Here is a 25,577-nt window from a genome sequence, read left to right as displayed (position 1 = left end):
ATGGCTAAGAGAGAAAGCGTACAAAAGAAGCTTCAGCGAATTCGACCTCCACGTGTTCAGCTTACATATGATGTTGAAATTGGTGATGCAAAAGAAGCAAAGGAACTACCATTTGTTGTTGGTGTGATGGGTGATTTTTCGGCAGCTTCTGAGCTTGAACGTACAAAATTAAAAGATAAAAAATTCATTAATGTCGATTTAGATAATATTGATGAAGTTATGGAGTCATTGTCTCCAAGAGCAGCTTTTCAAGTAGATAATACGCTGACTGAAGAAGGCGGCAGAATTGCAGTTGATTTAACATTCAAGTCAATGGAAGATTTTCGCCCAGAAAATGTTGTTCAACAGGTTGACCCATTAAAAAAACTAGTTGAAGCACGTGAGCGTTTAACAGATTTAAGAAATAAGATTTCTAACAGTGAACGTTTAGAAGACTTACTTGATGAAGTGCTTAAGAGTACTGATCAAATCCGTAAATTAAGTGCGGAGGCTGATCATGAATAATGCTCAATCGGCAGCAATGCCTCTTGTTGAAAATGAACAAGTTAATCTTTTAGACTCGATTGTTGAAGAAAGCCGTATTGCCCGAAATGAAGAAGAACATTCGCGTGCAAAAAGCTTAATCGGTGAACTTGCCAAAGAAGTAATGGCAGGAACAATTACAGTTTCTGAAAATATGACTTTATCAATCGATAAGCGTATTGCGGAAATTGATGCACTGATTTCAAATCAATTAAGTCAGATCATGCACAATGAACAATTCCAAAAGATTGAGTCAACTTGGCGTGGTCTTTACTACTTCTGTCAAGAAACACCGTCTAATCCTCTCATTAAAATTCGTATGTTAAATACGACTAAAAAAGAGTTGGTTAAAGATTTTCAAGGTGCTACAGATTTCGATCAAAGTACTTTGTTTAAAAAAATCTATGAAGAAGAGTATGGGTCTTTTGGTGGTGCACCATATTCAGCATTGATTGGTGATTTTGAGTTTGATCGCACGCCTTCTGATATGTATTTGCTTGAGCAAATCTCTCACATTGCTGCTGCAGCTCATGCACCATTTATTTCTGCTGCTAGCCCAAGCATTCTTGGTCTTGAGTCATTTACAGATATTGATCGCCCTAGAGATGTTTCAAAAATCTTTGAAACGGCTGAATATGTTCAATGGCGTTCATTCCGTGATAGTGAAGATGCGCGTTATGTTGCTTTAACCTTGCCACATGTGCTTGGTCGTCTTCCTTATCATCCAAAGGAAGGAACAGCTACAGAAGGGTTTAACTTTGCTGAAGATGTTTCGGGTGCAAACCACAACGAATATTTGTGGATGAATGCTGCTTATGCTTTCGGTACTCGTTTAACAAATGCATTTGATATGCATGGTTGGTGTGCGGCAATTCGCGGTGTTGAAGGCGGTGGTTTAGTCGAAGGCTTACCAGTTCATACGTTTAAAACACAAGATGGTGAAGTGGTATTCAAGTGTCCAACAGAAATTGCGATTACTGATCGCCGCGAAAAAGAATTAAGCGATTTGGGCTTTATTCCTTTAGTGCATTGTAAAAATACGGATTACGCTGCTTTCTTTGGCGCGCAATCAACTCAAAAACCTAAAAAATATGACAATGATACAGCAAATGCTAACTCTGCTTTATCGAGTCAAATTCAGTACATCATGGCCGTTTCACGCATCGCTCATTATTTAAAAGCAATGATGAGAGATAAGGTGGGTAGTTTTGCTTCTGCTGGAAATGTTGAAGCATTTTTAAATGAGTGGTTGTCACAGTATGTATTACTTGATGATGGCGCTTCTCAAGAAGCGAAAGCTCAATACCCTCTACGTGAAGCGTCTGTAAAAGTTGTAGAAGATCCTGCTCAACCAGGTCACTACAAATCTGTGGTTTTCTTGCGACCACACTTCCAGCTGGATGAGTTGTCAGTTTCTTTGCGACTTGTTACTGAGTTACCTCAGTCCTCAAATTAATAAAGGTCAGCGAAAGAATAACTTTAAATTAAAAATAGGAAAGTTCTAAATGAAAGATATATACGTTGAGTTTCGCGGTAAATATAAAGTTGATGGCGAGTCTCGTGACTCTGAGCACAAAGGCTGGTTAGAAGTTAACTCTTGGTCTCACAACATTCGTCAACCTAAATCTGCTACTTCAAGTAGTGTTGGTGGTCATACTGCTGAACGTGTTGAACATTCAGATATGCTTTTTATTAAAGACCTAGATGCAACTAGCCCGAAATTATGGGAAGCATGTTCAGCTGGTTATACATTTGATGAAGTACAAATTGATTTTTATCGTGCAAATGGCGATAAACGTATCAAGTACTTACAAATTAAATTGAAGCATGTTCTAGTTTCTAGTGTAACTCCAACAGTTAACGAAGAAGGTGTTCCAACTGAAGCGTTTGGTTTGAAATACGCAGCTGTTGAGTGGACATATAACCAACAAGATATTAACGGTACTGCTAAAGGTGCTGTTACTAAGAAATGGTCACTTTCTAATAATACTGCTTCTTACGCAGCATAATTATTTAAGTGAATATTTGGTGGAGGCTGACATAAAGTTAGCCTCTGCTGTCTTTAAGCATGCTTGTTGTGAACTCGAATGAATTTAGATCGGCTTTATCCATATGGATTTCGTTCAACTTTGTTTGATCGTTTAATTCCTGAAAGTGAAGATTATGAAAAGGGTCTTTCTATTCAGCAATTAAGAGAATCGGTAGCAAAAGATTTAGAAGACTTGCTGAATAGTCGGGTCGCTAAATTGGATCACGTGGTCGATGATTATCCATTAGTTAAAAAATCGATACTTCAGTTCGGGATTATTGATTTTGTGGGGCTTTCTACAGCCAATCCGCTAGATCGAGACAAGATTTGCCAATCCATTGAACAATCAATAGCAGCTCATGAACCTAGATTAAGACAAATACGGGTAGAGATGTTGTTGGATGGGCACAATATGGGGGCACTATGTTTAAGTATTCAGGCCTATCTAAATATTCATCCACTGTATGAACCTGTCGTTTTTGATGCATTGCTAAAACCGACAACACAGCAATATGTAATTTCAGCGAGAACCTAAGCGTAGTGGGTGTGTTGTGATAGAAGAGCTTTTACCGTTTTACGAAAAACAACTACAAGAATTTGGTCAGCAATCTCGTGAATTTGCGCAAAAATATCCGAAAATTGCTCAGCGCTTATCTTTAAATCAAGAGCAGATTGATGACCCGCATATTGAACGTCTTATACAGGCGTTTTCATTAATTGCTGCTCGAATTGATAAAAAACTTGCTGATAGTTATGACGTATTTACACGCTCTTTATTTGAGGTCATGTTTCCTCAATATTTACGGCACTTTCCTGCTTGTTCGGTGGTCAGTTTCGAAGATATAAATAAAATTAAACAGCTCACAGAAGCGCATATTGTTCCTGCACATACCGTCTTAAAGTCGCGTAGTTTTAAAGGGGTTCAATGTGAGTTTAATACGACGCAAGAAGTCAAATTACTCCCGATAAGTTTGCAAGCTTTAGAATTTAGAAGTACACCTAGTGCACATATGCATTTAAGTCAAAATGCGACTTTAACTTTCAAATTTGAAATTTTTAACAATGCTCATTTATGTTTAACAAACGAAAAACTACCTATTTATTTAGATGCAATTTCTAATTTTCCACTTCAAGTACTAGACAGCATTTTTAAGAAGGGAACAACTTTTGCTATTAAAATAGGGCAGAAAGTTGTAGCACTGGATAAAAATCCATTTGAGTTAACCGGTTTTTCAGAGCAAGAAAGTCTATTGCCACTCGATCAGCATACTCATCATGCTTATCGTTTGCTGATGGAGTATTTCTGTTTTCCAGAAAAATTTAATTATCTAAAACTCGATTTAAGTTTTTTAAAGCTACTATCTATAGAAGAGAGTGATTTTGAGCTGCTTATACATTTTAAATTAAATTTAAATGATCAAGCGGTAGTCCGAAATTATTCTGAATTAAATGTCGCTAATTTTAAGTTGTTTACTACACCAGTCATTAATTTATTTGAAAAATACGCTGAACCTCAAAAAATTGTACACAAGCAATTAGAATACCCACTGATTACAGATGCACACCATCCTGAGTTTTATCAAGTCTATTCAATCACTGAAATGAATATGGTGCGTGAAAAAACCAGTCACGAAGAAAGCTATGTTCCTGTGCTGCCTTTCTTTGCGATGAGCCATTACCATGCAGACAAGGCTCGTTTTTTCTATTCGGTAAACTATCAAAAACTACAGCCCAATTTCGTTGAAATGGGATATTCAATTATTTCTAAAAATTTAAATCCTTCATCAACACGTTCGGATTTTATTAGTACAAAATTATTATGCTCAAATCGTGACTTGCCACATGAAGCATTGGGTCAGTCTAATAATATATTGAACCTCAATGATAGTAGTTTGGCTCGCCGTGCCATTGTTTTAAAAAGACCTACAAAACCATATCAATTTGGTCAAAGCCAGAGTGAGCAGTGGCGTGTTATTTCGCATCTTTCATTAAATAGTTTAGCTCTAATGAAAGGCGACGCTGTATCTCATATTAAAGAGTTACTTGCGTTATATAACTTACCGTTATCAAAAGAAAATTATCTAATTATTGAATCAATTAAACATCTTGAATTTTCACTTACTCACAAACTGGTAGATGGAAAGCCATTCCCAATGTTTGTAAGAGGGGTGAAGGCCGAGTTGCAAATTGATTCATCGGTATTTAGAGGGCATAGCCTATACATTTTTAGCCAATTGTTAAGTCGTGTTTTTAATTTAAAGGTTCAAATTAATAGTTTCGTTGATTTGGTTATTAAGGATTATTCATCTCAGCAGGAGTTATACCAATGCAGTCAGAACGTTGGTGGCAAGACTCTTCTATAACAGCTGAGTTGTTTACAAAGCCAAAGTCTTTTGAATTTATTCAAGCAACACGACTATTAAGACACGATTCAAGTCGTGCAGTTGGTTCATCTTGGAGTGATCATTTTAAGTTTGAGACATCCTTTAATTTAAATTTCCCTGCTACAGAAATTGAAAATTTAGAACTAACAGGCGAGCGGATTTATATCACGAACTTAATCGTTGGTCTTACGGGCATACAAGGTGCGTTGCCTTATACATATACGAATAAGATTAAGCAGGCTCCGCGTCAACAAAGAGCTGAAACTAAAGAGTTTCTAAGCTTATTTAACCATAAGCTTACTGCTCAATATGTACAGTCCAGCATTACATATAATTTGCCGATTCGATATGAGATCGAGCATAAGAATGATTATCTAGATATTCTGCATGCGTTGAATGGTTATGTGCGCTCGCAACATCAGCAAACAGAACTTGATGACTATTTTGCAGAGTTTTCTGGATTAATGCAGGGCCAGAATAATACAGTTCATGCATTAAAAACGATGCTGTCGTGTATTTTTAAACATGAAATTACGATTAAAGAATTCATACAAGAGTCTTTTAAGTTAGCAAGTGACCAATTAACAACTTTGGGTGGAGCTCAACCGAGCCTACTTGGTATTAATACATTTTGTGGGGAAACCATTCAACAAATTGATGGAAAAATTGAAATTCAAATTGGGCCATTAAAGCGCCAGCAATATTTAAATTTTCTACCAAATCAAGAATTAAGTTTAAAGCTTAAAAAAATTGTAGAAACTTGGTGTAGTCCAACTTTATCAATAGATCTTCGACTCGTATTAGATGAGTCCGAAATACAACCTATTTGCCTCACCCACAATAATCTGAGTGGTCTGGGGCAAGGTTCTTTTCTCATATCAAGACAACCGAAAGTGCATAGTCATGAAACTTGCTATAGCCTTGTAGGAGAGGGAATATGATTAAAAAAATATTACTCTCGTTCATCGCTATTTTTGCAGTCGTTAGTGGATTTATTATTTTCTACTGGCGTGATGTTCAATATAACCCTGATAAGGGGGATTTTTTCCTTTATTTCTTGCTATTACCAGCAATTATTACCTTGGTGATCTTATCGCCATGGTTAATTTATAGCGCTTATAAAAATTATAAAGACAAGAAAGAACAAGCTATAAATCAAGATAAAGATGATGCTAATCAAAAACAAACCGCAGTAACAGATGCACCACTCGAACAGTTAGATTTTAATATTTACTCTTCTTTTGCTGTACATGCACTCGGTGAGAATGAAAGCATTATTACGGAGCTGCAAAACTTTAAAAGTCCAGAGCTGGATGATCAACTGTTAAATTCTTATGGATTACCTCTTTTATCTTATCGAATTAAAGACTTGGATGAGGATAATCATGAGGAGAGTGAGTATGCATCTCCACGACAAGTTCGTATGATGTCATTGATAAAACAGCAATTAGAACAAAATATAGAAAACCTATATCTTTTTGCAGAGCATTTAAAACGCTCAACTTTATTTTATGAATCACAGCAAGCACGTGAATATCATATGCATCCAGCATGGGTTGATCCCGAGTCTGAATATGATGATCAAATGCCTGTAGTCGAAGTTTATCGTTTAAATCGTTTAAATCTACACATCCTTCTTTCTGAAGATTTATTACATATTTGGAATGATGACCGAAGTAATGAATTAATTTTAGAATTTTTTGCTGAGATTGGCATTCCTGCTCAAAAGATCCATATCGAATATCATTTTTTTGGAGAGCAACTGGCTTACCAAGAGTTGGTACACCTATTAAAGGGTATTCATAAAAGAGAACATGAGATGTTCTTTTTGCTCGTAGCCGATTCCGAAATAGATCAGGATCTAGTCGATGAAAAGTCTTGGATGATTAAAGATTATATTCCTGCTGAATTCGCAGCAAGCTGTTTACTGGCAGATCCTTTAGTAAAAATTCAAGAATTAGAGCCTACTAAAAATCTGAAAGTTGTTGTAGGCCAACAAGATACAGCGAAGATTTTTTCTAATTTTGAATTTCACGATTTACCTCAGCATGAGGGTGAAGAACCTTATGTGCTGGTATTGTCAGATCAGACCGATATAAAAGTTTCGAAAAAATTGCAGCAGCACTTTCTTCAAACACCTGTAGAACCACATCACTATATTTATGTGAAATCTTCATTAGGGCATACCCAACATTTAGCTGATATTTATGGCTTTATGCTGAGCATGCATTTCCCTGAACATATCATTCCTTTTGTCTTTGGTGAAAATACGGTGTCAGCACATACATTTGTGCAAAGTGTCACTGAAAATTCAGAAGATGATGTGATGGTGTTGAATAACTAATTTAAACTTTGGACTTAGAACGAGAATAGAATGCATACAATTTTAGGCTACTTGTGGCAGTACATCACGAATCCTAAAGCAATTATCGCCTTGTCATTGTTCGTGGCATTGATGTCTTCATATACTTCAATTCCTCGTCATATATTCTGGGCTTTAGCAACTGCCTATGCTTTGGGTCTTATTGTTTATGGTATCTATTGGCTTATTCAACGTAGAAAGCATGCTGCTCAGGGCGAAGAGTTAGCTGAAGCAATTGAAAAAGATAATCAAGCTGAATATGGCAAAAATAAAGATAAAGAAGAGCTGCAGCTTGTTAATCAACAAATGAAAGAATCTATTCAACTGATTCGTAAATCTAAGTTGGGTGATAAAAAAGGGAATGCTGCACTATACGAGCTTCCTTGGTATATGGTTATTGGTAACCCAGCCGCAGGTAAAAGTTCAGCTATTTATAATTCTGGTTTAAAGTTTCCTTTCGAAGAAACACATCAAAAAATGGTATCTGCTGGTTTAAGCGGTACTCGAAATTGTGACTGGTTTTTCTCTACTGAAGGTATTTTACTCGATACAGCTGGTCGCTATTCTGTTTATAGTGAAGATCATTCTGAGTGGTTAGGTTTCTTAAATATTTTAAAAAAGAACCGTTCTAAAGCTCCCGTAAATGGTTTGATTCTAATTGTTAGTATTGCTGAGTTAGTTAGTCAAAGTCCTGAAAACTCATTAAAGCTTGCTAAAAATTTACGTGCTCGTATTCAAGATCTAACCGAACGTTTAGAAGTAGTTGTGCCTGTTTATTTAGTCTTTTCAAAGATGGATTTGATTGCAGGTTTTACCGAGTTTTTTGAATTTTATGAAGCTCAAGAATATAACCAAGCTTGGGGCGCAACGCTTCCATATGAGCAGAGTTCTTCTCATAACGCGGTAGATTTGTTCGAAAAACATTACACCATTCTTTATGATGGTCTAAAAGGAGTAAGTTCGACACATTTAAGTCGCCGTCATTCGCAAAATATCTCACCAAGCGTAATGACCTTCCCATTAGAATTTAAAACATTAAAGCCAGCTTTAAAAAGCTTTATTGGTACACTTTTTGAAGATAATCCATATCAATTTCAACCTGTTTTTCGTGGGTTTTACTTCACTAGTGCTTTGCAGGAAGGTGTCATTGAAAGTCCAATGACGGAACAAATTGCACAAGAATTCCAGCTCACTCAGGTTGCTCAAAGTGATTTAAAAGATCATTCAAAAATTACGCCTAACCATGGCTATTTCTTAAATGGCTTATTTTCAGATGTTATTTTAAAAGATAAAGATCTTGTTAAGCAGCATGTAAATACGGGTAGAAAACGTCAACGTTACATTGCATTTATTGGTGCTTTAGCGGGCGTTTCAATTATTCTTGGCGTATGGGTTTGGTCATATCGTAATAACCAACAATTAATTGGTGAAGTTCAAGCAGATCTAAATAAAGTAGTTCAATTAGAAAGAGCTTCTGGTCAGCAATTGTCTACCCAATTAGAAGCTTTACTGATTCTTCAAAGACGTTTACAGCAGTTAGATGAGTTTGACGAAAATAGACCACTCAAGTTTAGTTTTGGTCTGTATCAGGGTAATGAGCTTCGTGAAAAGCTAAAAGCCGAATATTTAAAAGGTGTTAAGCAAATTGTATTGACACCGACACAGCAAAACATTGCTCAATATTTGCAACGTGTAAAAAATAATGAAGTAACCTTAAAAGCGAATCACACGAATGTTGAAATCAAGCAAACTGCTCAGTCTCAACAATATTTGGAACCTTCAGACACAAATCCTCAAGATGCTTATAACGCATTAAAAGCATATTTGATGATGAGTAATCCACAATACATGGATGCTAGTCATCTGAGTGATCAAGTTACACGTTTCTGGCGTTCTTGGTTAGACGCAAATAAAGGCCAAATGCCACGTGCAGATATGATTCAGGAAGCTGAACAGATTTTGTCGTATGCAATGACTTTGGCGAATGATAAAGAATTCCCAATTTTAGATGCAGATTCACAAATTGTTGATCAAACACGTCAAGTATTGCTCTCTGTTGTTCGAGGAATGCCTGCACGTGATCGTGTTTATAACGAAATAAAAATGCGTGCTGCGGTACGTTTCTCTGCGTTGACTGTAAGTCAGATTGTGGGTGAAGCAAATAAAAATGTTGTATTAGGTAGTTATGCATTACCGGGTGTGTTTACCCAAAAAGCATGGAATGACTATGTAGAAAAGGCGATTGAAGAAGCCGCAGATAAACCAACAGATAGTAAAGACTGGGTGTTAAATAGCCGTCAATCTGATGATTTAACTTTCTCTGGTAGTCCAGAGCAAATTAGAAAGCAACTGACAGCGCTCTATAAGCAAGAATATATTGCGGAATGGAGAAAATTCTTAAATGGTATTCATTATGCTAAAGCTGGCCAATTTGCTCAGCAAGTAAAAAATATTGATGTTTTAGGTGAGCCACAGAACTCTCCAATTAGAACATTAATTGAACGAGTAGCAATCGAAACAAACTGGGACAATCCAGTTGTACAAGCTGAGTTAGCAGCTCCACAAAAAGGATTTGTTGCGTGGTTTAAACGTAAGGTTTTAAATCATGATGATAAGGTTGCTAATCAAGTGGCAACTAACGCTCAGGGTGCTATTTCTCAAGAATATCAAATGTTCTATCAGTTGGTTCGCAAACGTGATGATCAACAGGGTAAATCATTGCTTGATGAATATATGACAAATTTAGCTCTAGTTCGTAGCAAGTTTAATGAGCTTAAGAATGCAGGGGAAGTTGGGCCTAATGCGATGACATTAGTCAAGCAAACCCTAAATGAGCAAACTTCTGTATTTAACCAGACGCAAAAAATTGTAGATGAAAAAATGGCGGTTGGTTTCAATGAAATTGATCAGCGATTACTACAAAAAATAGTAGTTAGCCCACTTACGCAGGCTTTCGAGAGCCTAATTACACCAACGCAAGACGAAATTAATAAATTATGGGTGATGCAAGCGTATCAGCCATTTACAGCAAATCTTGCTAAGAAATATCCATTTAATTCATCAGCTTCTTTGCAGGCGACAAGTAGTGAAATTGGTCAAATCTTAGGTGAAAACGGCAGTATTTCTCGTTTTGTCAAAGAAAATCTTGATCCATTTGTGATTCGTCGTGGTTATACCTTAACGTCTAAGACATGGAAAGATTTAGGAATTAGTTTAAATCCTCAATTCGTTATGAATTTCCAAAGATACGTTACGCCATCTAATGGTATGGCAACAGGTGAGTTGAATAGTCAAGCTCCTGCTGCACCTGCAACTAATCAATCTAACTTCCAGTTCTACCCAATTCCAAATCCACAATTGCTTTCATATACCGTGGATATTGATGGTCAGCGCATGACTTATGAAAACGGTGTGCAACAGTGGGTGAACTTTATTTGGCCAAATCAAGGCAGTATTCCAGGTGCTCGAATTACCGCTGTAGATTTACAAGGTCAAACGCATACGATTTTTGATGAGCCGGGTGAATACGGTATTAACCGCTTAATTGATAGTGCTCAGCGTAAAGAACAAAATGGTGGGTTTGAAATGCTTTGGCGTAGTAAAACTGATCCATCATTAGTTGTAAAAATGAATTTCCGTCTAATCAGCAGTAATTCAGGCAGTATTGGTTCAAGCCGTGGTTATGCGGGGATGCAACTGGTTGATAAAGTCACTGCGGATAAAGCAGCTCGTGTGGTGTCTGCTCAGCAGGCGCCAGCTCAAGCAGCAGCTCCAGCAAAAACAGAAAATCCTGTTGCAGCACTCGCTCAGCCTTCTGCGGGAGTTAAGCCATGACATGGAAAATAACCTCTATGCGAAAGGAGGAGCAATAATGCAAACATTAAAAACAACTCCTTTGTATTACGGCAAAAGTCCGGCGCGGGGCGACTTCTTAAAAACAAAAGGTCAGAATGCTCTAATTCAGTTGCTTGATCAGTGGATTACTGAAGCATTGGAATACGCAATGCAATCTGGCTCTTTTAAAGAGGCTTATAGAACATTACCTTCACTGGATTTCTTTATTGCAAATCCGAAAGAAAATATGTTTTTAGCGGCGAACTTACTCGCAAGTGAAGATAGTTCAGGTCGATCTTTTCCAATGGTACTAAGCCACCTATTAGAAATTGATTTACCGTATGATAATTTGCTATATGCACCATATAGCTATAAGCATGTACTCGTTGATTTATTCCAAAACAATCGAACTTTAAAAGGAATTAAAGATTCAGATCTGTTACTTGGGAAATTAGGTCACTTACAAAATCAAATTCAGGTTTTAACTGAACGCGAGTGTGTAGGTTTCTATGAAAATCATACGATGCATTCATTTGCTCAATTAATGAAACTCAGTATTTATGAGTTAGCGCAAAGTATGATTGGGCTAGGATTATTACTTCAGCCAATTTTACAAAATGGAACCAGTCGCTTAAATAAAGTTTTAATTTTGCCTATTAATAATCCTGCTTACAGTTATGAAATAGCAGCCTTTTGGGTCAGTATTATTTGTCGCTTTTTAAAAGAAGATAATACTGAGGTGTTGATAGGATTGTTACATCGAGAGCAACCCGTATTATTCTTTGGCTTTCAAGGGGCTGATATTTTAGCCTTGAGCGATATTTTTACTCAGAATATGGATAGTAAACATTGGGTTTCTTTAATAGAAGCTCAGTGGATTGATACTTATTTGGAGCAAAATGCTGGTTTAGCTACGCTAGAACAATCATTATGCCAACGCCAATTAAGTTTAAATCAAGGCTTAAAGCTATTTCGACAAACTTTTTTGGGTGAATAATAATGAATCAACGATATCAAACTAAACTTTCACAGCTCATAAAAGGCTGTTTTATCTATGCGATTGCTAATTATGCTTTGGCTCAGCCCATTGTTGTAGAAGGTGTGGTTCCTAACGAGGCGAGTAAACAGGCCATCTTATTAAAAATGCAGTCTGTTTATGGTGCGGATCAGGTTGTAGATAAAATACAAGTGAGACCCGTCGCTGCTCCAAATGGATGGAGTGATTCTGTTACACGAGTTATTACCCCTGACTTAAAAAAAGTTTCACAAGGTAAATTAAGTGTAAATGGTACTCGATTTGAGCTAAGTGGAAAAATGCTGAATCCAGCAGATATTCAACCTACAACTCAGTCTTTTCAAGGATTAGTTCAGCCACCATATCAACTATATTCGCAGTTATCAGTCAATCAGGCTGAGCAGAAAATCATTGATGATGCACTTAAAAATCGAATTATTGAGTTTGAATCTGGTAGTGCAGTTTTAACTGATGCGGGTCAAAAAATTCTAGATGAGATGGCTGTTGCCTTAAATAAAGTAGGCGGTAAAAAAGTCAAAATCGTGGGACATACAGATAGTTCAGGCGATGCGACTAAAAACTTAAAACTTAGCCAAGATCGTGCATTAGCAGTAAAAAACTATTTGATTAGTAAGAGTATTCCGGCAGACCATTTATCTGCGGAAGGTTTGGGTTCTTCTAAACCGGTCGCAGATAATACTTCTCCAGAAGGGAGGAAGAAAAACCGTCGAATTGAGTTTACTGTTCTATAAATATAAGGAGAAGAACATGGCTAGCCCTTACATTACGATTGGATGCCCAACAACTGGTGGAGGGCAAGTCATTTCAGGAAACAGTACATTTTTAATTGATGGAATAGCAATTGCCTGTGTAGGAGATAAGGCAACTTGTCCGTTACACAAAATAGTTGCAACGATTGTATCGGGAGACCCGAATATGCTTGTTATGGGTAAATCAGCAGCACGAGTAAATGACTCATTATCATGCGGCTGTAAATTATTACCAAAACAGAGTTTAGTAAATCAAGGGTAAGGGTAGAGATATTTTTATATAGATATAAATATCTACTAAAACATATTAACGCTTGAAATGATGAGTAGTTTGTCTGATAAAGCTGAATTTTGTTAATATACAGGCATTATGATTTTAAGCATTAAATTATTTAAAAATATTGAGAGTAATGATGAGTAATTTAAAAATTTTAATTACAAAACTTTCTACAGTTGCACGAACTGCTTTAGAAAAATCGGCTAATGCTTGTGTTATTCAACAAAATTACGAAATTGAAATTGAGCATTTATTCTTAGAGTTACTTAATCAATCTTTAGAGAATGATTTAAAGATTTTATTAAAGAAATATAAAATTTCATCTGAAGCTTTAGCTGATGATTTAAAAGAAACAATTTTTCAATTACCGAAAGGTAATTCGCGAACACCTATTTTTGCTAAATCTATTGTTCGTTTGTTTGAACAAGCATGGTTATTGGCTTCGGCTGAGCAAAATCCAGTTATTCGAAGTGGTCATTTATTAGTTGCGTTATTAACTGCACCTGATTTATATCAAATTGCAACGAGAGCTTCGAGTTTATTTGATCTCTTACCAATTGATTCAATGAAACATAAGTTTCTTGAAATTTGTGAGAAAAGTGTTGAACAACAAGATGAAACAAAAACGCTTTCTAGTGAAGCTGAACCAACAGATGCGACTCTAGCAAATACTAAAGCAGCTAAAACTCCTGCGCTTGATCAATATACGATTAATTTAACTGAAAAAGCAAAACAAGGCGGTATAGATCCAGTTATTGGGCGTGAATATGAAATTCGCTTAATGCTCGATATTTTAATGCGTAGACGCCAAAACAACCCAATTTTAACTGGAGAACCAGGCGTTGGTAAAACAGCTGTGGTCGAAGGTTTAGCTTTAAAAATTACTCAAGGTTTAGTACCAAACGCCCTTAAAAATGTCCATTTACATGTGCTTGATATGGGACTTTTACAGGCTGGCGCAAGTGTTAAAGGCGAATTTGAAAATCGTCTGAAACAAGTGATTCAAGAGGTTCAAGCCTCGGTTCATCCTATTATTTTATTTATTGATGAAGCGCATACTTTAATTGGTGCAGGTGGACAAGCCGGGCAAAATGATGCTGCAAATCTTTTAAAACCAGCACTTGCACGTGGTGAGTTACGTACGATTGCTGCAACAACATGGGCTGAATATAAACAGTACTTTGAAAAAGATGCTGCATTAAGTCGACGTTTTCAGGTGGTAAAAGTAGAAGAGCCAACCGAAGAGGTTGCGGTAGATATGTTGCGTGCGATGATTCCTGTCATGCAGCAGCATTTTAAATTACAAATTGATGATGAGGCGATCGTTACAGCGGTTCACTCTTCACATCGATATATTAGTGGTCGTCAACTTCCGGATAAAGCAGTTAGTGTTCTTGATACGGCAGCAGCACGTGTTGCGTTGACCCAAAATGCCCAACCTGTAAAGCTTGATCAGTTAAAGGCTCAAGAGCATAACTTAAAGCTTGAACACCAAATTTTAGAAAATGAACATCGTCAGATTCCAATTCATCATGAACGATTAGAAACTTTAAAAGCTAATTTAGAATCTTTGCAAAAAGAGATTGATGAAACTGAAGAACAGTGGAAAAAAGAATTAGAACTTGTTCATAAAATTCAGGAATTAGAAGCAGAGAATCATTCTAATGAATCTGAAGCTTATGATCAGATTAATTTACTGCGTAAAGATCTTGCTGAAATTCAAGGCCAGCAACCATTAGTATTTGAAAGAGTAAATTCTCAAATCATTAATGAAATTATTTCTGATTGGACCGGAATTCCTGTTGGAAAAATGGTTAATGATGAAATTAAACAAATATTAACGCTTGAAGATAAATTGGGCGAACGTGTAATGGGGCAAGATTATGCACTTACACAATTAGTTCAGGGCATTAAAACTTCAAAAGCAAGACTTGAAGATCCTAATAAGCCACAAGGTGTATTTCTTTTAGTCGGGCCAAGTGGTGTCGGTAAAACTGAAACTGCACTAACTTTGGCGAATGAATTATATGGTGGTGAGCAGCATTTAATCACCATCAATATGTCTGAATATCAAGAAGCTCATACTGTATCTTCGCTTAAAGGTGCACCTCCTGGATATGTGGGATATGGTCAAGGCGGTGTTTTAACAGAAGCTGTTCGCCGTAACCCTTACAGTGTTGTGTTACTTGATGAAATTGAAAAAGCACATAGTGATGTTCAGGAACTGTTCTATCAAGTATTTGATAAAGGTACTTTAGAAGATGGTGAAGGACGAGTAATTGACTTTAAAAACACCACTATTTTGTTGACTTCAAATGCTGGCTCAAGCGCGATTATGCAAGCGTGTTTAAATACGCCTGTAGAAGAATGGCCGACGGCTGAAGAGTTGATTGACCACTTAAAACCAAGTTTATATAAGCAATTTAAGCCTGCTTTTTTAGGTCGAATGAGAGTTGTACCGTATTTCCCATTGCATGACGATCTACTTGTACGAATTATTAAACATAAGTTAGGCAAGATCACAGCAAGAATTGAAAAACAATACGGTACACAAGTCCATTATTCTGAAGATTTGGTAGAGCTGCTTTTAAGCCGCTGTACAGAAGTCGATAGTGGTGCACGTAATGTTGATAATATTTTAAATTCGACTGTGTTACCTGCATTGGCTACAGAAATTTTAGTGGCTTTAGCAGAGCAAAAGTTGCCAAAAGTTATCATGATTGATGCTAAAGATGACGAAATTCAATATTTACTAGATCCAGTTGCGAAAGCTACTAAAAAAAGGACCAGTAAAAAGTTGAAGTCAGAAGTTTAAAATTGAATAGAGCTAAAATTAGATGAATATTGATATTTCTGAACTCCTTGAACCCATTAGCGATAGCTTACCTTGTGGTGATGACTTTTCATTTTCTAATGAATTTCATGAAATCAAAAAGGCGAAAACACAAGATGATCTATTGCTAGATCAAGGCGATTGGGTTGCTGAGCGAAAACAAGCCGACTGGGATTTTGTATCAAATAAAACGAGTGTTTTGCTAAAAGAGAATACTAAAGATATTCGTCTATTAACTTGGCTCTTAGAAGCTTGGACTCATCTTTATGGTTTTGAGGGTATGGCGAAAGGCTTAACTTTAAGCCATACCATGCTTAATCAATACTGGCAGGAAATTCATCCTGTTATTGAAGATGATGACTTAGATCAACGCATTGGTTTATTACAGGGTTTAATTAATCAGTTGCCTGGCTTGTTGAAGAAAGTCTCTTTAACCAATACAGTGCCTTATTACAATTTGCTTGATTACGATAATTTTCTATATCACGAGAACATTCGTCGTAAGCAAACTGAAGAGTACGATAGTCAGTCGGGACCATCGGAGTTAGAGCAGTTCGATCAAGCTATTTTTAATACGTCTAAAACTTTTCAATATTCTAATTATCAAGATTTTAGCTCAGTCTTAACCGAGTGGGATGTTTTAAAGCAAACCCTTGACCATTTAATGGGACTCGACTCACCAAGTTTTGGTGCAATTGATTCAGCATTTGAAACCATTCACAGCACATTACGCAAGATTTATAAAGCAGAAGCTTTTGGTACAGGGCTTACACCAGTCCAAGAGCAGGCGACTGTCATCACGAGTTCATCTATGGAAAATCAAGTGCCTGTACAAGTTGTTTCAGATCAGCCTGCTTTTCAGCCTCAAGCCCAAACACATTTGGCGAATCGTGAGCAAGCAATGAAAGTTCTGCAAGAAATCGCAGATTACTTTCAGGCAAACGAACCTCATAGTCCTGTGAGTTATATGCTTCAAAAAACCATTAAATGGAGTCAAATGCCGTTACATGAATGGCTAGCACAAGTCATTAAAGATGAGCATCCATTACAAATGGTTCAGGAAATGTTAGGTGTGCAGCCTAAAAATGAATACGAATAAAGATTGGTAAAGACATATGTTTAAAGCTGAAAAAGTCCTGTGGGGCGAAGGTTTATTTTTAAGACCTCAACATTTCCAAATTCAAGATACCTACCATGAACAACGCTTGAATCATACGGTTCGTGCGGTTGTACCTTTTTCGTATGGTATTCAGAAATTAAGTTTCGATGAGTCTCAATTGAGCACACATATTCTTGCTCTTGAGTCTGTAGAGATGATCTGGCAAGACGGTGAAATTTATCAGGCGCCTGCATATGACTTATTGCCTGAGCCAATTTTATTGGATGATCTTAATTTACGTGGTGAGATGCTAATTTATTTAGCATTGCCACTCTTGCAAGCAAATAAGCAAAATCTAATTGATCAAAACCAAGCACAAAAGGGCAGATATCAATCTCACCTTGTCGAAACGCATGATCTTTTTACTAACGCTACTGAAGCAGATATTAGTTTGCTACGTCGCCGTGCTGTTTTTAAATTATTAGATGTACATAGTAATCCAGACCATAATCTGGATGGTTTCTTATATCTGCCTATTGGAAAGATTAAACGTCAAAGTTCAGGTGCTTTTGAAATTGACCGAAAGTTTATCCCACCAATTTTGCATGTGGATGCATCTGAAACACTCATTTCAAATTTAAAAAGAACATTGAACGTTATTAAGGCAAAAATTAAGACGATTCAAACCAATAACCGAGAAAATGAACAGAAATTAATTGAATTCCGTTCAGGTGATATCGTTTCGTTCTGGTTAGTAAATGCGTTAAATACAGCTCATGCTGGTCTAAATCATTTTGTGCAATATCCACAAATTCATCCAGAGCGTTTGTTCTTCGAATTATTGCGTTTAGCAGGTTCATTATTAACTTTCTCGACGGCATATGATGTCGATCAGTTGCCTGCCTATAAACACCATAATTTACAGGAAAGTTTCTCGCAGTTAGATACGATTCTACGTGATTTACTCGATACGATTATTTCGAGTCGCTATATCAGCATTGCGCTTAAAGAGATCCGACCTTCATATTGGGTGGGAAGCCTTGAGACCGATAAGATTACTCGAGACACTCGACTTTATATTGCAGTATCAAGTAGCGCAATGCAGACACATGAATTGATCCAGATTGTGCCTTTACGATTCAAGATTGGTAGCACTTTAGATGTAGAGCAGCGTGTAGTTGCTGCATTGCCTGCAATTCCATTGCATCACTTAATTCAAGTTCCAACTGCAATACCAGTACGTTCTGGTGTGAGCTATTTTGAAATTGAACCACATCATGAGCTTTATCAGCGCATGTTAGATTCAGAGACGATTTGTATTTATGTTCCGGCTGGTTTCCAAGATATCAGTATTGAACTGATTGCGGTCATGAACGCTTAACGGTAAAGGAGAGAAAAATGTCACAATCCACAGGTGCTCCTTCTTTATTTGATGATGGGCAGATTGGAACGGGCGGGAACAACAATAGCCAGTCTCAAGCAAAACTACAGGCAATCAATCTTATTGATTTATTGCATGATGGCTTTTATTTGGTTTTTTTAATTCGAAATCAGTATGTGCCAGCAGATGCTCAGCAGTTCCGTGAAAAAATCTTAAATTTACTCAATCAATTTGAGCAACAAGCCAAAAAGTTACAATTTTCAGCTGATGATATTCATGATGCTAAATATGCATTCTGTGCTTTGATTGATGAAACAATCGTAACGCAACAAGACCCAAGTTATTTTAATTTGCAAAATTCTTGGTTAATTAGCCCATTACAATTGAGCTTGTTTGGTTCTCAGTTAGCCGGTTATCGCTTCTTTGAAATATTGGAGCAATTACGTAGCCGTGGAAAAGAACGTCTAGCTGCTCTAGAAGTATTTCATTACTGCCTTTTATTAGGTTTTCAAGGTAAGTACCGAATCGAATCTACGGAAAGTCTCAACCATTTAGTATCAAGAGTGGGGGACGAAATTGACTATTTGAAAGGGAAAAAAGTTGCCTTTTCTCCGTTCTCGGCCATTCCCGATCAGATACGAAATATTATTCATCGCGAAGTACCTTTCTTCTGGATTTTGATCTTTTTATTGATTTTTGCATTTCTTACCTTTGCAGGGTTAAGATTTATGCTGAATAATCAAAATGATAAAGCATTATCTAATTATCAAAATGTGATTTCTGCTCCTCAAGAGCAAGCACATATTACAATTTATTTACCTTGATGATGGTACGAAATGGCTCAGGAAAAACCAACTTCTATTCGAGTTTTACAATCGAATAAAAAAAAGCCGAAATCACCAATACTTTATATTGTCATTGGCGTTATTGCCGGGGTGTTTGTTAGCATCTCGCTATTCCTGTTCTTGTCTCAACCGCATTCGTCAGAATCAACAGCAATTGAGAGTAAATCAACAGAAGAACAGATTTTAAATCAAGAAACTGCTCATTCTTCTGATGAGCAAAATCAGGTTGTAGGCAGTCAAGACAACGAAACAGATTCAATGAGCCGTGATGGTTTTGAACAACCTAAAGATAATGAATTAAGTAATATCTTTAAACCTGCTCAGCATAAGCCAGCTACTGTTAATCAACAGCGAGTTTCGCCATTTGACGAACAACTCACGGGCGAAAAGAAAGTTCAGCCTGTACCCCAACTACAGACAAGTGCAGCTAAAACGGCTCAACCGAAGGTACAGCCGGCTCAGCAAAAGCCAGTGAGTAAACCGCCGCAGCAAGTGGCACAGGCTAAACCTGTTGTTGAGAATAAAGCTCCAGCCGAACCCGAAGCTGAGGTTGAACCACCTAAAGCATCGGTAGATATTAAAATTACACGAAGTCCTTTTGCTGTGAATTAATGAACAAATGATGATTTTTCTCATTTTCTTTTGCTTTACATGCTTGGCAATTGGTTTAGCGTTTTTAATGTCTTATGAGCTAAGGACGAGAAGCAAAGATTTTGTTTTGTCATTACTGCCACAAGGCCGTAAACAGCTTAATCAGGTTAGACAATTTGCTCAAACAATGAATCAGGCAGCTGCACCTGAAAAGCTGCAATCCCATTGGCATTTACAGCAGTGGTGGATTGTGATTGCTGGCTTTTTCTTGTTTGCTAGTATTTTAGTGTTTGCTTTTACTCGACCTATTAGCTCAACTCGAATTGAAGCTGAATATCTCAAAAAAACAGATCCTCAAATTTATGCACTTTTGGATGGTGAAATATTATCGCCACCACCAGAAGTGGATGAAAGCCTAATTGAAGCCGCAATTGTAGAGGCTACACAATTAGAGCAACAATATACTGCTCAAAGTAGTGGAGCTATTAATTCTTCACCTATTGATAATACGAGTTTCGATGGACGAGCTATTTTAGATACCAGTTTAGTAGATCGTAAGTGGAGCAAAATGAACCCACGTTATAAGCAGCGTTTACTCATGGTTTTTAAAATCATGAAGGAACAATATGGCTATGAGTTGGTCCTATTAGAAGGATATCGTAGTCCTGTGCGTCAAAATATGTTGGCAGGCAATCCGAACACAACAAGAGCAAAAGGGTATCAGAGTTATCATCAATTTGGTCTAGCAGCAGATGTCGCCTTTAAACGAAATGGAAAAGTGGTTATTTCTGAAAGAGACCCTTGGGCCATGCAAGGCTATCGTTTGTATGGTCAAGTTGCTGAATCGGTTGGGCTTACATGGGGGGGACGTTGGAAATCTATTCAAGATTATGGTCATACCGAGTTCCGTATGCCGGGCTTAAGAAAGACACAGGAAATGGCAGAAAAACTGATTGCTGAAAGTTTGAATGAGGTAAGTTAAACACTTATTGATGATTGAAAACGTTCTTGTAAAACAGTTGTCATCTTGTCTACAAGCTGGGAAATGATCCCAGCTTTTTCCCATGTATAAATTGAAACGACCATAGGGGGGACAGTCCCTAATGATTCATATCGACGTACTCGACGTCCGCGGGTTGTCACCACAGGCAATAAAGATAATCCTAAGCCAGTTTCAACACTAACTAACACGCTTTCTAGGCTACTTCCCGTAAAGGCAATATACCAACGTCGCCGTTCGCGCTCTAAGGTTGCGAACATTTCATCTCGATAAAGTCCGCCTTGAGGAAAGGTCACTAAACTCATGGGATCAGACCATGTCGTTGTTGAATTCTCACTTTCAAACCATGCCATTTCTTCTGGGAATGTAGCGTGGTGATCAGCACTGGCCGCAGGCTCTTTGACAATAATAATATCGAATTCACCATTCCGATAACGTTCTGTTAAGTTGCGACTCAAGCCAGAGGTTACGTCTAAACGAATGGAACGATGCTCTTTGGCAAATATACCAAAAACTTCAGCCATTGCGGGACTCATCATATCTTCTGGTAAACCAATACGAATAGGAATGCTTCCTGCCGGATCTTTAAGTAGCGCTTCAGCTTCCTGCTGAAGGGTCAAAATTCTTTGAGCATAACCAATCAGATATTCTCCAGACACTGTCAATTTGAAAGGCCGTGCTGTTCGATCTATAAGCGCATGACCGACAGATTCCTCAAGACGAGCTAACTGCTGACTAATTGTTGATTGAGTCAGGTGTAATCGATCGGCAGCTGCGGTAAAACTGCCAGTTTCAAAAATAGTGACGAAAGCACGTAAAAGGCGAGGATCAAACATTATGAGGTACTGCCATGCTTAAAAACTAATGAAATAAGTATTCATAATCTTAATACTATCGATTAAATAATTTAATTTCCAAATACTTTTGGTGAAGCTTATTCTAATTGCAAAATGTTTTGCCATAATTTTTATTGGGAGGCCACCATGCGTAAGTCACTGTTATGGATGAATCTGATCGTCGCGCTGGGGACTTTGAGTTTTACAAATATGACAAATGCAATGGGTGAGTATCCTTTACATCAGGCAGTGATAAATAATGACACTCAATCTATTAAGCAGATTTTATCTCAAAAAGCTTTAATTGATGAGCGAGATGAAACTGGTTCAACTGCTTTGATGGTCGCAACAAGAGCAAATAATGTACATGCTGCTCATATGCTGATAGAGGCTGGCGCTGATGTAAATGCAAAAGATAATATTCAAGACAGTCCATATTTATATGCTGGTGCGCAGGGATATTTAAAAATTCTAAGAATGACCCTCATGCATGGTGCCGATTTAAAAAGTATTAACCGTTACGGTGGAACTGCGCTCATTCCAGCAGCGGAACGAGGCCATGTCGAAACAGTTCGTACATTAATTGCCGCTGGTGTAGATGTTAATCATGTCAATAATTTGGGGTGGACTGCATTACTTGAGGCCATCATTTTGGGAAATGGAGAACCAAAATATCAACACATTGTAGAGCTTTTATTAAAAGCAGGTGCTGATCCGAACTTGGCAGATAAAGACGGCATAACTCCCTTACAACATGCGTGTTCACGAGGATACCGCGAAATTGAAAAAAGACTTCTTGCAGCTGGTGCAAAATAGAAAGTGAGAGTATGTGATGGAAAAAGGTGAACAGTTTTTACGTAAAGCGATTGAGCTTGCCTATAACAATATTGAAAAAGGTGGTAGACCATTTGGAGCTGTGGTTGTAAAGAATGGAGAAGTTATTGCTTCAGGCGCAAATCAGATTTTGACAACAAATGACCCAACTGCACATGCTGAACTACTGGCGATTCGTGCAGCCAGCCAAGTTTTAGGCTCTGCCAACTTAGAAGGCTGTTCTGTGTATGCAAGTGGACATCCATGCCCAATGTGTATGGCTGCAATGCGTTTAGCTGGTATAAAGTCGGTTAGCTATGCTTATTCTAATCAAGACGGGACACCATTTGGTCTGTCTACGGCTGAAATATATATTGAGCTTGCGAAATCGTTTGCTGAGCAATCCATGAAAATCCAATATATACCGATCAGAGTTGAAAATCGCACTGATCTTTATGCGCATTGGAAGAATTATCAAGCCAATCATTCAGGCTCAGAATAATGAAGCAGTCTGGAGTTTTTTTGACCCATCCCATGCTCATTGTGACAGTGGCTTTGGTTGGTCTTAATTTAAGACCTTTTATAACAAGTATTGGGCCATTGATTGCCAATATTCGAACAGCCACTGGCTTAAGCCTACAAGGGGTAGCACTACTCACTTTGCTACCGATGATGCTTATGGGGATCGTTGCATTTGTTGGGCCAATATTGCAAAACCATGTCGGCGAACGAAATGCCATTCTTGGCGCATTGCTGACCATTTGTGCGGGATGTGCTTTCCGATTTTTATTTCCTACTGCCGAAGGATTAATTTTTAGTGCCATAGTGATTGGATTCGGAGTCGCGATGATACAAGCGGCATTTCCCGGCATGATTAAAAGAGAATTTAGCCAACATATTGGTCCGATGATGGGGCTTTACTCAGCCATGCTTATGGGTGGTGGTGCCTTAGGAGCATGGTTAGCGCCTGTAGTTTCAAATATAACGGGTTTATGGTCTATAGGACTGGCTTTGTTTGCTATTCCAGCTTTGTTTGCATTTATATTGGCGTTGGCTTTTTTACCTACGAAAGTTAGCTCATCCATTCATCGTGCGCCTGTACGAAAGTTGTTGAATCAACCTCGAACATGGTTGTTAATGATGTGCTTTGGCCTTGTAAATGGTGGCTATTCATCAGTTGTAGCTTGGTTAGCACCTTCTTTTCAAGATCAGGGCTGGAGCGCAGCACAAAGTGGGAAATTACTTGCTCTTCTGGCCTTGAGCCAAGCAGCTTCGGCACTCATTTTGCCTGTTTTAGCTAGGAAATATAAAGACCGACGTCCATGGCTATGGTTTACGTTAGCAATGCAAATGATCGGCTTTTCAGGAATTGCTTTTATGCCTCAGTTCGCCGCTATGCTTTGGGCAATTTGTTTAGGTGTGGGCTTGGGAGGATGTTTTGCATTAACGCTTATTGTTGCATTAGACCATTTTGATGAACCCATTCATGCAGGTGCTTTATCTGCACTGATGCAAGGCGGTGGTTTTTTACTGGCCGCAATCCCACCGTGGATTATTGCAATCTTGCATGATCTTACGGGGGCTTATAAAGCAGGATGGCTTTTTCATTTAGCCAGTGTGATATTGGTTGTTATTTTGGTGATTCGATTAGCTCCTAAAAGTTATTTTAAGGCGAGTCTGTAAAATGTTGAGTTGGTCGAAATTCTTTTATAAAGAATTGTTGATGCTAAATCTCAAGCAAATTAGGAAATAGTGATAGGATAGAACTGAAAATTTTTCCGCTTCTAAATGAATACAACAATATTTGATTTCTATGACTTCTTCTTTGAAACAGCTCACTTTATTTAATCAAGGCTTAGGAAAAACCAGTCGATTTGCAAAAGGTGTGGACGGAACTTTACAGGCTATTGAGCATTTAGGATATGTACAGATTGATACCATATCGGTTGTAGAGCGAGCTCATCACCATATATTGTGGAACCGAGTGCCTGACTATGATTTAAATCATTTAAATAGTTTGGTTCGTGAGCGCCAGATTTTTGAATATTGGTATCATGCAGCGTCTTATCTTCCTATGAAAGATTATCGATATGCGTTGCCTGCCATGATGTCTGTCAGGAAAGGGGAAAGTCGTTATTTCAATAGAGGTGATCAGCACCTCATGAATGAAATTTTAGCCCGTGTTCGTACTGAAGGTCGAATTCGACTGCGAGACATTGATAAGAATAATAAGAAAAGTTTGGGAAATTGGTGGAATACAGGTCCAGGTCGCCGTGCTTTTGAGCAGTTATATATGCAGGGTGACCTGATGATCTGTGAGCGTAATGGAATGGAAAAAGTCTATGATTTGACCGAACGCTGCTTACCTGAAAACGTTGATTTAAGTATGCCTACGCTTTATGAATATGCGCAGTATTTATTTAATAATACGCTTCGAGCACATGGTGCATTTACATGGAAACAATTGGTTCATTTAAAGAAAAATGATTTAAAAGAAACTATGCGCATCGTTCTGAAGGAGAACATTGACGCAGGTGTAGTATCAGCAATTAAACTTGAGAATAGCCAAACTTTATATGTTGATGTGGCTGCTATAGAACAAAAGCTTACTACTGATTTAGGTTTAAAAATACTTTCACCTTTTGATAACTCGCTTATTCATCGTGACCGTTTAACTTCTTTATTTGAGTTTGATTATCGGATTGAATGCTATGTACCAGCAGCTAAACGCGTATATGGTTATTTTTGCTTGCCTATTCTTTATCAAGATGAGTTAGTAGGCCGACTAGATTGCAAAGCTCATCGGTCTATCAAAGAATTAGAAGTGATTAGCTTGTATCTAGAAAAAACAATCAAAGATAAAGAGCATTTCTTTTTTGAACTAGATCAAGAGCTCAAACGTTTCGCAGCATTTAACCAATGTTTAACTGTTAATGACAAAGTGATTAAGCTTATTCGTACTAAAATTTAAACACCAAAAGCACTC

At 37.6% G+C, this 25,577-nt stretch carries 22 protein-coding genes; 21 read left to right on the top strand and 1 reads right to left on the bottom strand.

All coding sequences use genetic code 11. The annotated features are described in order from the left end of the window. The 17 genes from tssB (at position 1) to MMY79_RS12225 (ending at position 20,924) form a co-directional block, all read left to right on the top strand. The gene (tssB, locus tag MMY79_RS12310; RefSeq protein WP_003651049.1) at positions 1–504 is read left to right on the top strand and encodes a type VI secretion system contractile sheath small subunit; all 504 of its coding nucleotides are present in this window, start codon (positions 1–3) and stop codon (positions 502–504) included. Then, positions 497–1,978, top strand: a complete 1,482-nt coding sequence (tssC, locus tag MMY79_RS12305; RefSeq protein ID WP_252608931.1) for a type VI secretion system contractile sheath large subunit — start codon at positions 497–499, stop codon at positions 1,976–1,978. The genes tssB and tssC overlap by 8 nt, the downstream gene beginning before the upstream one ends. A 49-nt stretch (positions 1,979–2,027) precedes the next feature. Further along, a complete protein-coding gene (locus MMY79_RS12300; RefSeq protein WP_003651052.1) occupies positions 2,028–2,531 on the top strand; it encodes a type VI secretion system tube protein Hcp in 504 nt (167 codons plus the stop codon). Between the two features lie 78 nt (positions 2,532–2,609). Beyond that, on the top strand, positions 2,610–3,086 hold the full coding sequence (gene tssE / locus MMY79_RS12295; protein WP_252608929.1) for a type VI secretion system baseplate subunit TssE: 477 nt from the start codon (positions 2,610–2,612) through the stop codon (positions 3,084–3,086). Between the two features lie 16 nt (positions 3,087–3,102). After that, positions 3,103–4,914 (top strand): type VI secretion system baseplate subunit TssF, encoded by a 1,812-nt coding sequence (gene tssF, locus MMY79_RS12290; RefSeq protein ID WP_252608927.1) that lies wholly within the window; start codon positions 3,103–3,105, stop codon positions 4,912–4,914. Then, entirely contained in the window at positions 4,878–5,876 is a 999-nt protein-coding gene (gene tssG, locus MMY79_RS12285) for a type VI secretion system baseplate subunit TssG (RefSeq protein ID WP_252608925.1), read from the top strand. The genes tssF and tssG overlap by 37 nt, the downstream gene beginning before the upstream one ends. Next, a complete protein-coding gene (locus tag MMY79_RS12280) occupies positions 5,873–7,279 on the top strand; it encodes a hypothetical protein (protein WP_252608924.1) in 1,407 nt (468 codons plus the stop codon). The genes tssG and MMY79_RS12280 overlap by 4 nt, the downstream gene beginning before the upstream one ends. Positions 7,280–7,309: 30 nt before the next feature. Further along, on the top strand, positions 7,310–11,131 hold the full coding sequence (gene tssM, locus MMY79_RS12275) for a type VI secretion system membrane subunit TssM (protein WP_252608922.1): 3,822 nt from the start codon (positions 7,310–7,312) through the stop codon (positions 11,129–11,131). A 37-nt stretch (positions 11,132–11,168) separates the two neighbouring features. Further along, a complete protein-coding gene (tagF, locus tag MMY79_RS12270; protein ID WP_252608918.1) occupies positions 11,169–12,128 on the top strand; it encodes a type VI secretion system-associated protein TagF in 960 nt (319 codons plus the stop codon). Between the two features lie 2 nt (positions 12,129–12,130). Then, a complete protein-coding gene (locus tag MMY79_RS12265; RefSeq protein ID WP_252608915.1) occupies positions 12,131–12,898 on the top strand; it encodes an OmpA family protein in 768 nt (255 codons plus the stop codon). Between the two features lie 16 nt (positions 12,899–12,914). Continuing rightward, a complete protein-coding gene (locus MMY79_RS12255) occupies positions 12,915–13,178 on the top strand; it encodes a PAAR domain-containing protein (protein WP_005304032.1) in 264 nt (87 codons plus the stop codon). Between the two features lie 148 nt (positions 13,179–13,326). Then, positions 13,327–16,008: a type VI secretion system ATPase TssH gene (gene tssH / locus MMY79_RS12250; RefSeq protein ID WP_252608912.1), complete on the top strand. Its 2,682-nt coding sequence runs from the start codon at positions 13,327–13,329 to the stop codon at positions 16,006–16,008. 22 nt (positions 16,009–16,030) lie between these two features. Beyond that, positions 16,031–17,125 carry a type VI secretion system protein TssA gene (gene tssA / locus MMY79_RS12245; RefSeq protein WP_174765447.1) on the top strand — a complete coding sequence of 365 codons (1,095 nt, stop codon included), beginning with the start codon at positions 16,031–16,033 and terminating at the stop codon, positions 17,123–17,125. A gap of 16 nt (positions 17,126–17,141) precedes the next feature. Continuing rightward, complete coding sequence (gene tssK, locus MMY79_RS12240; RefSeq protein WP_042897397.1) at positions 17,142–18,506, top strand: type VI secretion system baseplate subunit TssK; 1,365 nt, start codon at positions 17,142–17,144, stop codon at positions 18,504–18,506. 17 nt (positions 18,507–18,523) lie between these two features. After that, the gene (icmH, locus tag MMY79_RS12235; protein ID WP_252608909.1) at positions 18,524–19,330 is read left to right on the top strand and encodes a type IVB secretion system protein IcmH/DotU; all 807 of its coding nucleotides are present in this window, start codon (positions 18,524–18,526) and stop codon (positions 19,328–19,330) included. Between the two features lie 12 nt (positions 19,331–19,342). After that, on the top strand, positions 19,343–19,963 hold the full coding sequence (locus tag MMY79_RS12230; RefSeq protein WP_252608907.1) for a hypothetical protein: 621 nt from the start codon (positions 19,343–19,345) through the stop codon (positions 19,961–19,963). A gap of 7 nt (positions 19,964–19,970) precedes the next feature. After that, positions 19,971–20,924, top strand: a complete 954-nt coding sequence (locus MMY79_RS12225; RefSeq protein WP_252608904.1) for a M15 family metallopeptidase — start codon at positions 19,971–19,973, stop codon at positions 20,922–20,924. Here MMY79_RS12225 and MMY79_RS12220 read toward each other — a convergent pair. Next, positions 20,921–21,778: a LysR family transcriptional regulator gene (locus tag MMY79_RS12220; protein WP_252608901.1), complete on the bottom strand. Its 858-nt coding sequence runs from the start codon at positions 21,776–21,778 to the stop codon at positions 20,921–20,923. The two genes, MMY79_RS12225 and MMY79_RS12220, sit on opposite strands and share 4 nt — an antisense overlap. A gap of 147 nt (positions 21,779–21,925) precedes the next feature. Between MMY79_RS12220 and MMY79_RS12215 the strand changes: the two genes are divergently transcribed. The 4 genes from MMY79_RS12215 to MMY79_RS12200 all read left to right on the top strand — a co-directional run bounded on the left by MMY79_RS12215 (position 21,926) and on the right by MMY79_RS12200 (position 25,562). Continuing rightward, positions 21,926–22,594 carry an ankyrin repeat domain-containing protein gene (locus tag MMY79_RS12215; RefSeq protein ID WP_252608898.1) on the top strand — a complete coding sequence of 223 codons (669 nt, stop codon included), beginning with the start codon at positions 21,926–21,928 and terminating at the stop codon, positions 22,592–22,594. A gap of 16 nt (positions 22,595–22,610) precedes the next feature. Then, a complete protein-coding gene (locus MMY79_RS12210) occupies positions 22,611–23,093 on the top strand; it encodes a nucleoside deaminase (RefSeq protein ID WP_252608895.1) in 483 nt (160 codons plus the stop codon). Next, positions 23,093–24,274, top strand: a complete 1,182-nt coding sequence (locus tag MMY79_RS12205; RefSeq protein WP_252608892.1) for a cyanate transporter — start codon at positions 23,093–23,095, stop codon at positions 24,272–24,274. Before MMY79_RS12210 ends, MMY79_RS12205 begins: the two co-directional genes overlap by 1 nt. Before the next feature lie 130 nt (positions 24,275–24,404). Further along, the gene (locus MMY79_RS12200; protein ID WP_252608881.1) at positions 24,405–25,562 is read left to right on the top strand and encodes a crosslink repair DNA glycosylase YcaQ family protein; all 1,158 of its coding nucleotides are present in this window, start codon (positions 24,405–24,407) and stop codon (positions 25,560–25,562) included. Positions 25,563–25,577 lie beyond the last annotated feature (15 nt).

Source organism: Acinetobacter sp. XS-4, from assembly GCF_023920705.1.
Taxonomy (GTDB): Bacteria; Pseudomonadota; Gammaproteobacteria; order Pseudomonadales; family Moraxellaceae; genus Acinetobacter.
The sequence above is the reverse complement of the archived record's forward strand: the minus strand, read 5'-3'. Positions and strand labels throughout refer to the sequence as shown.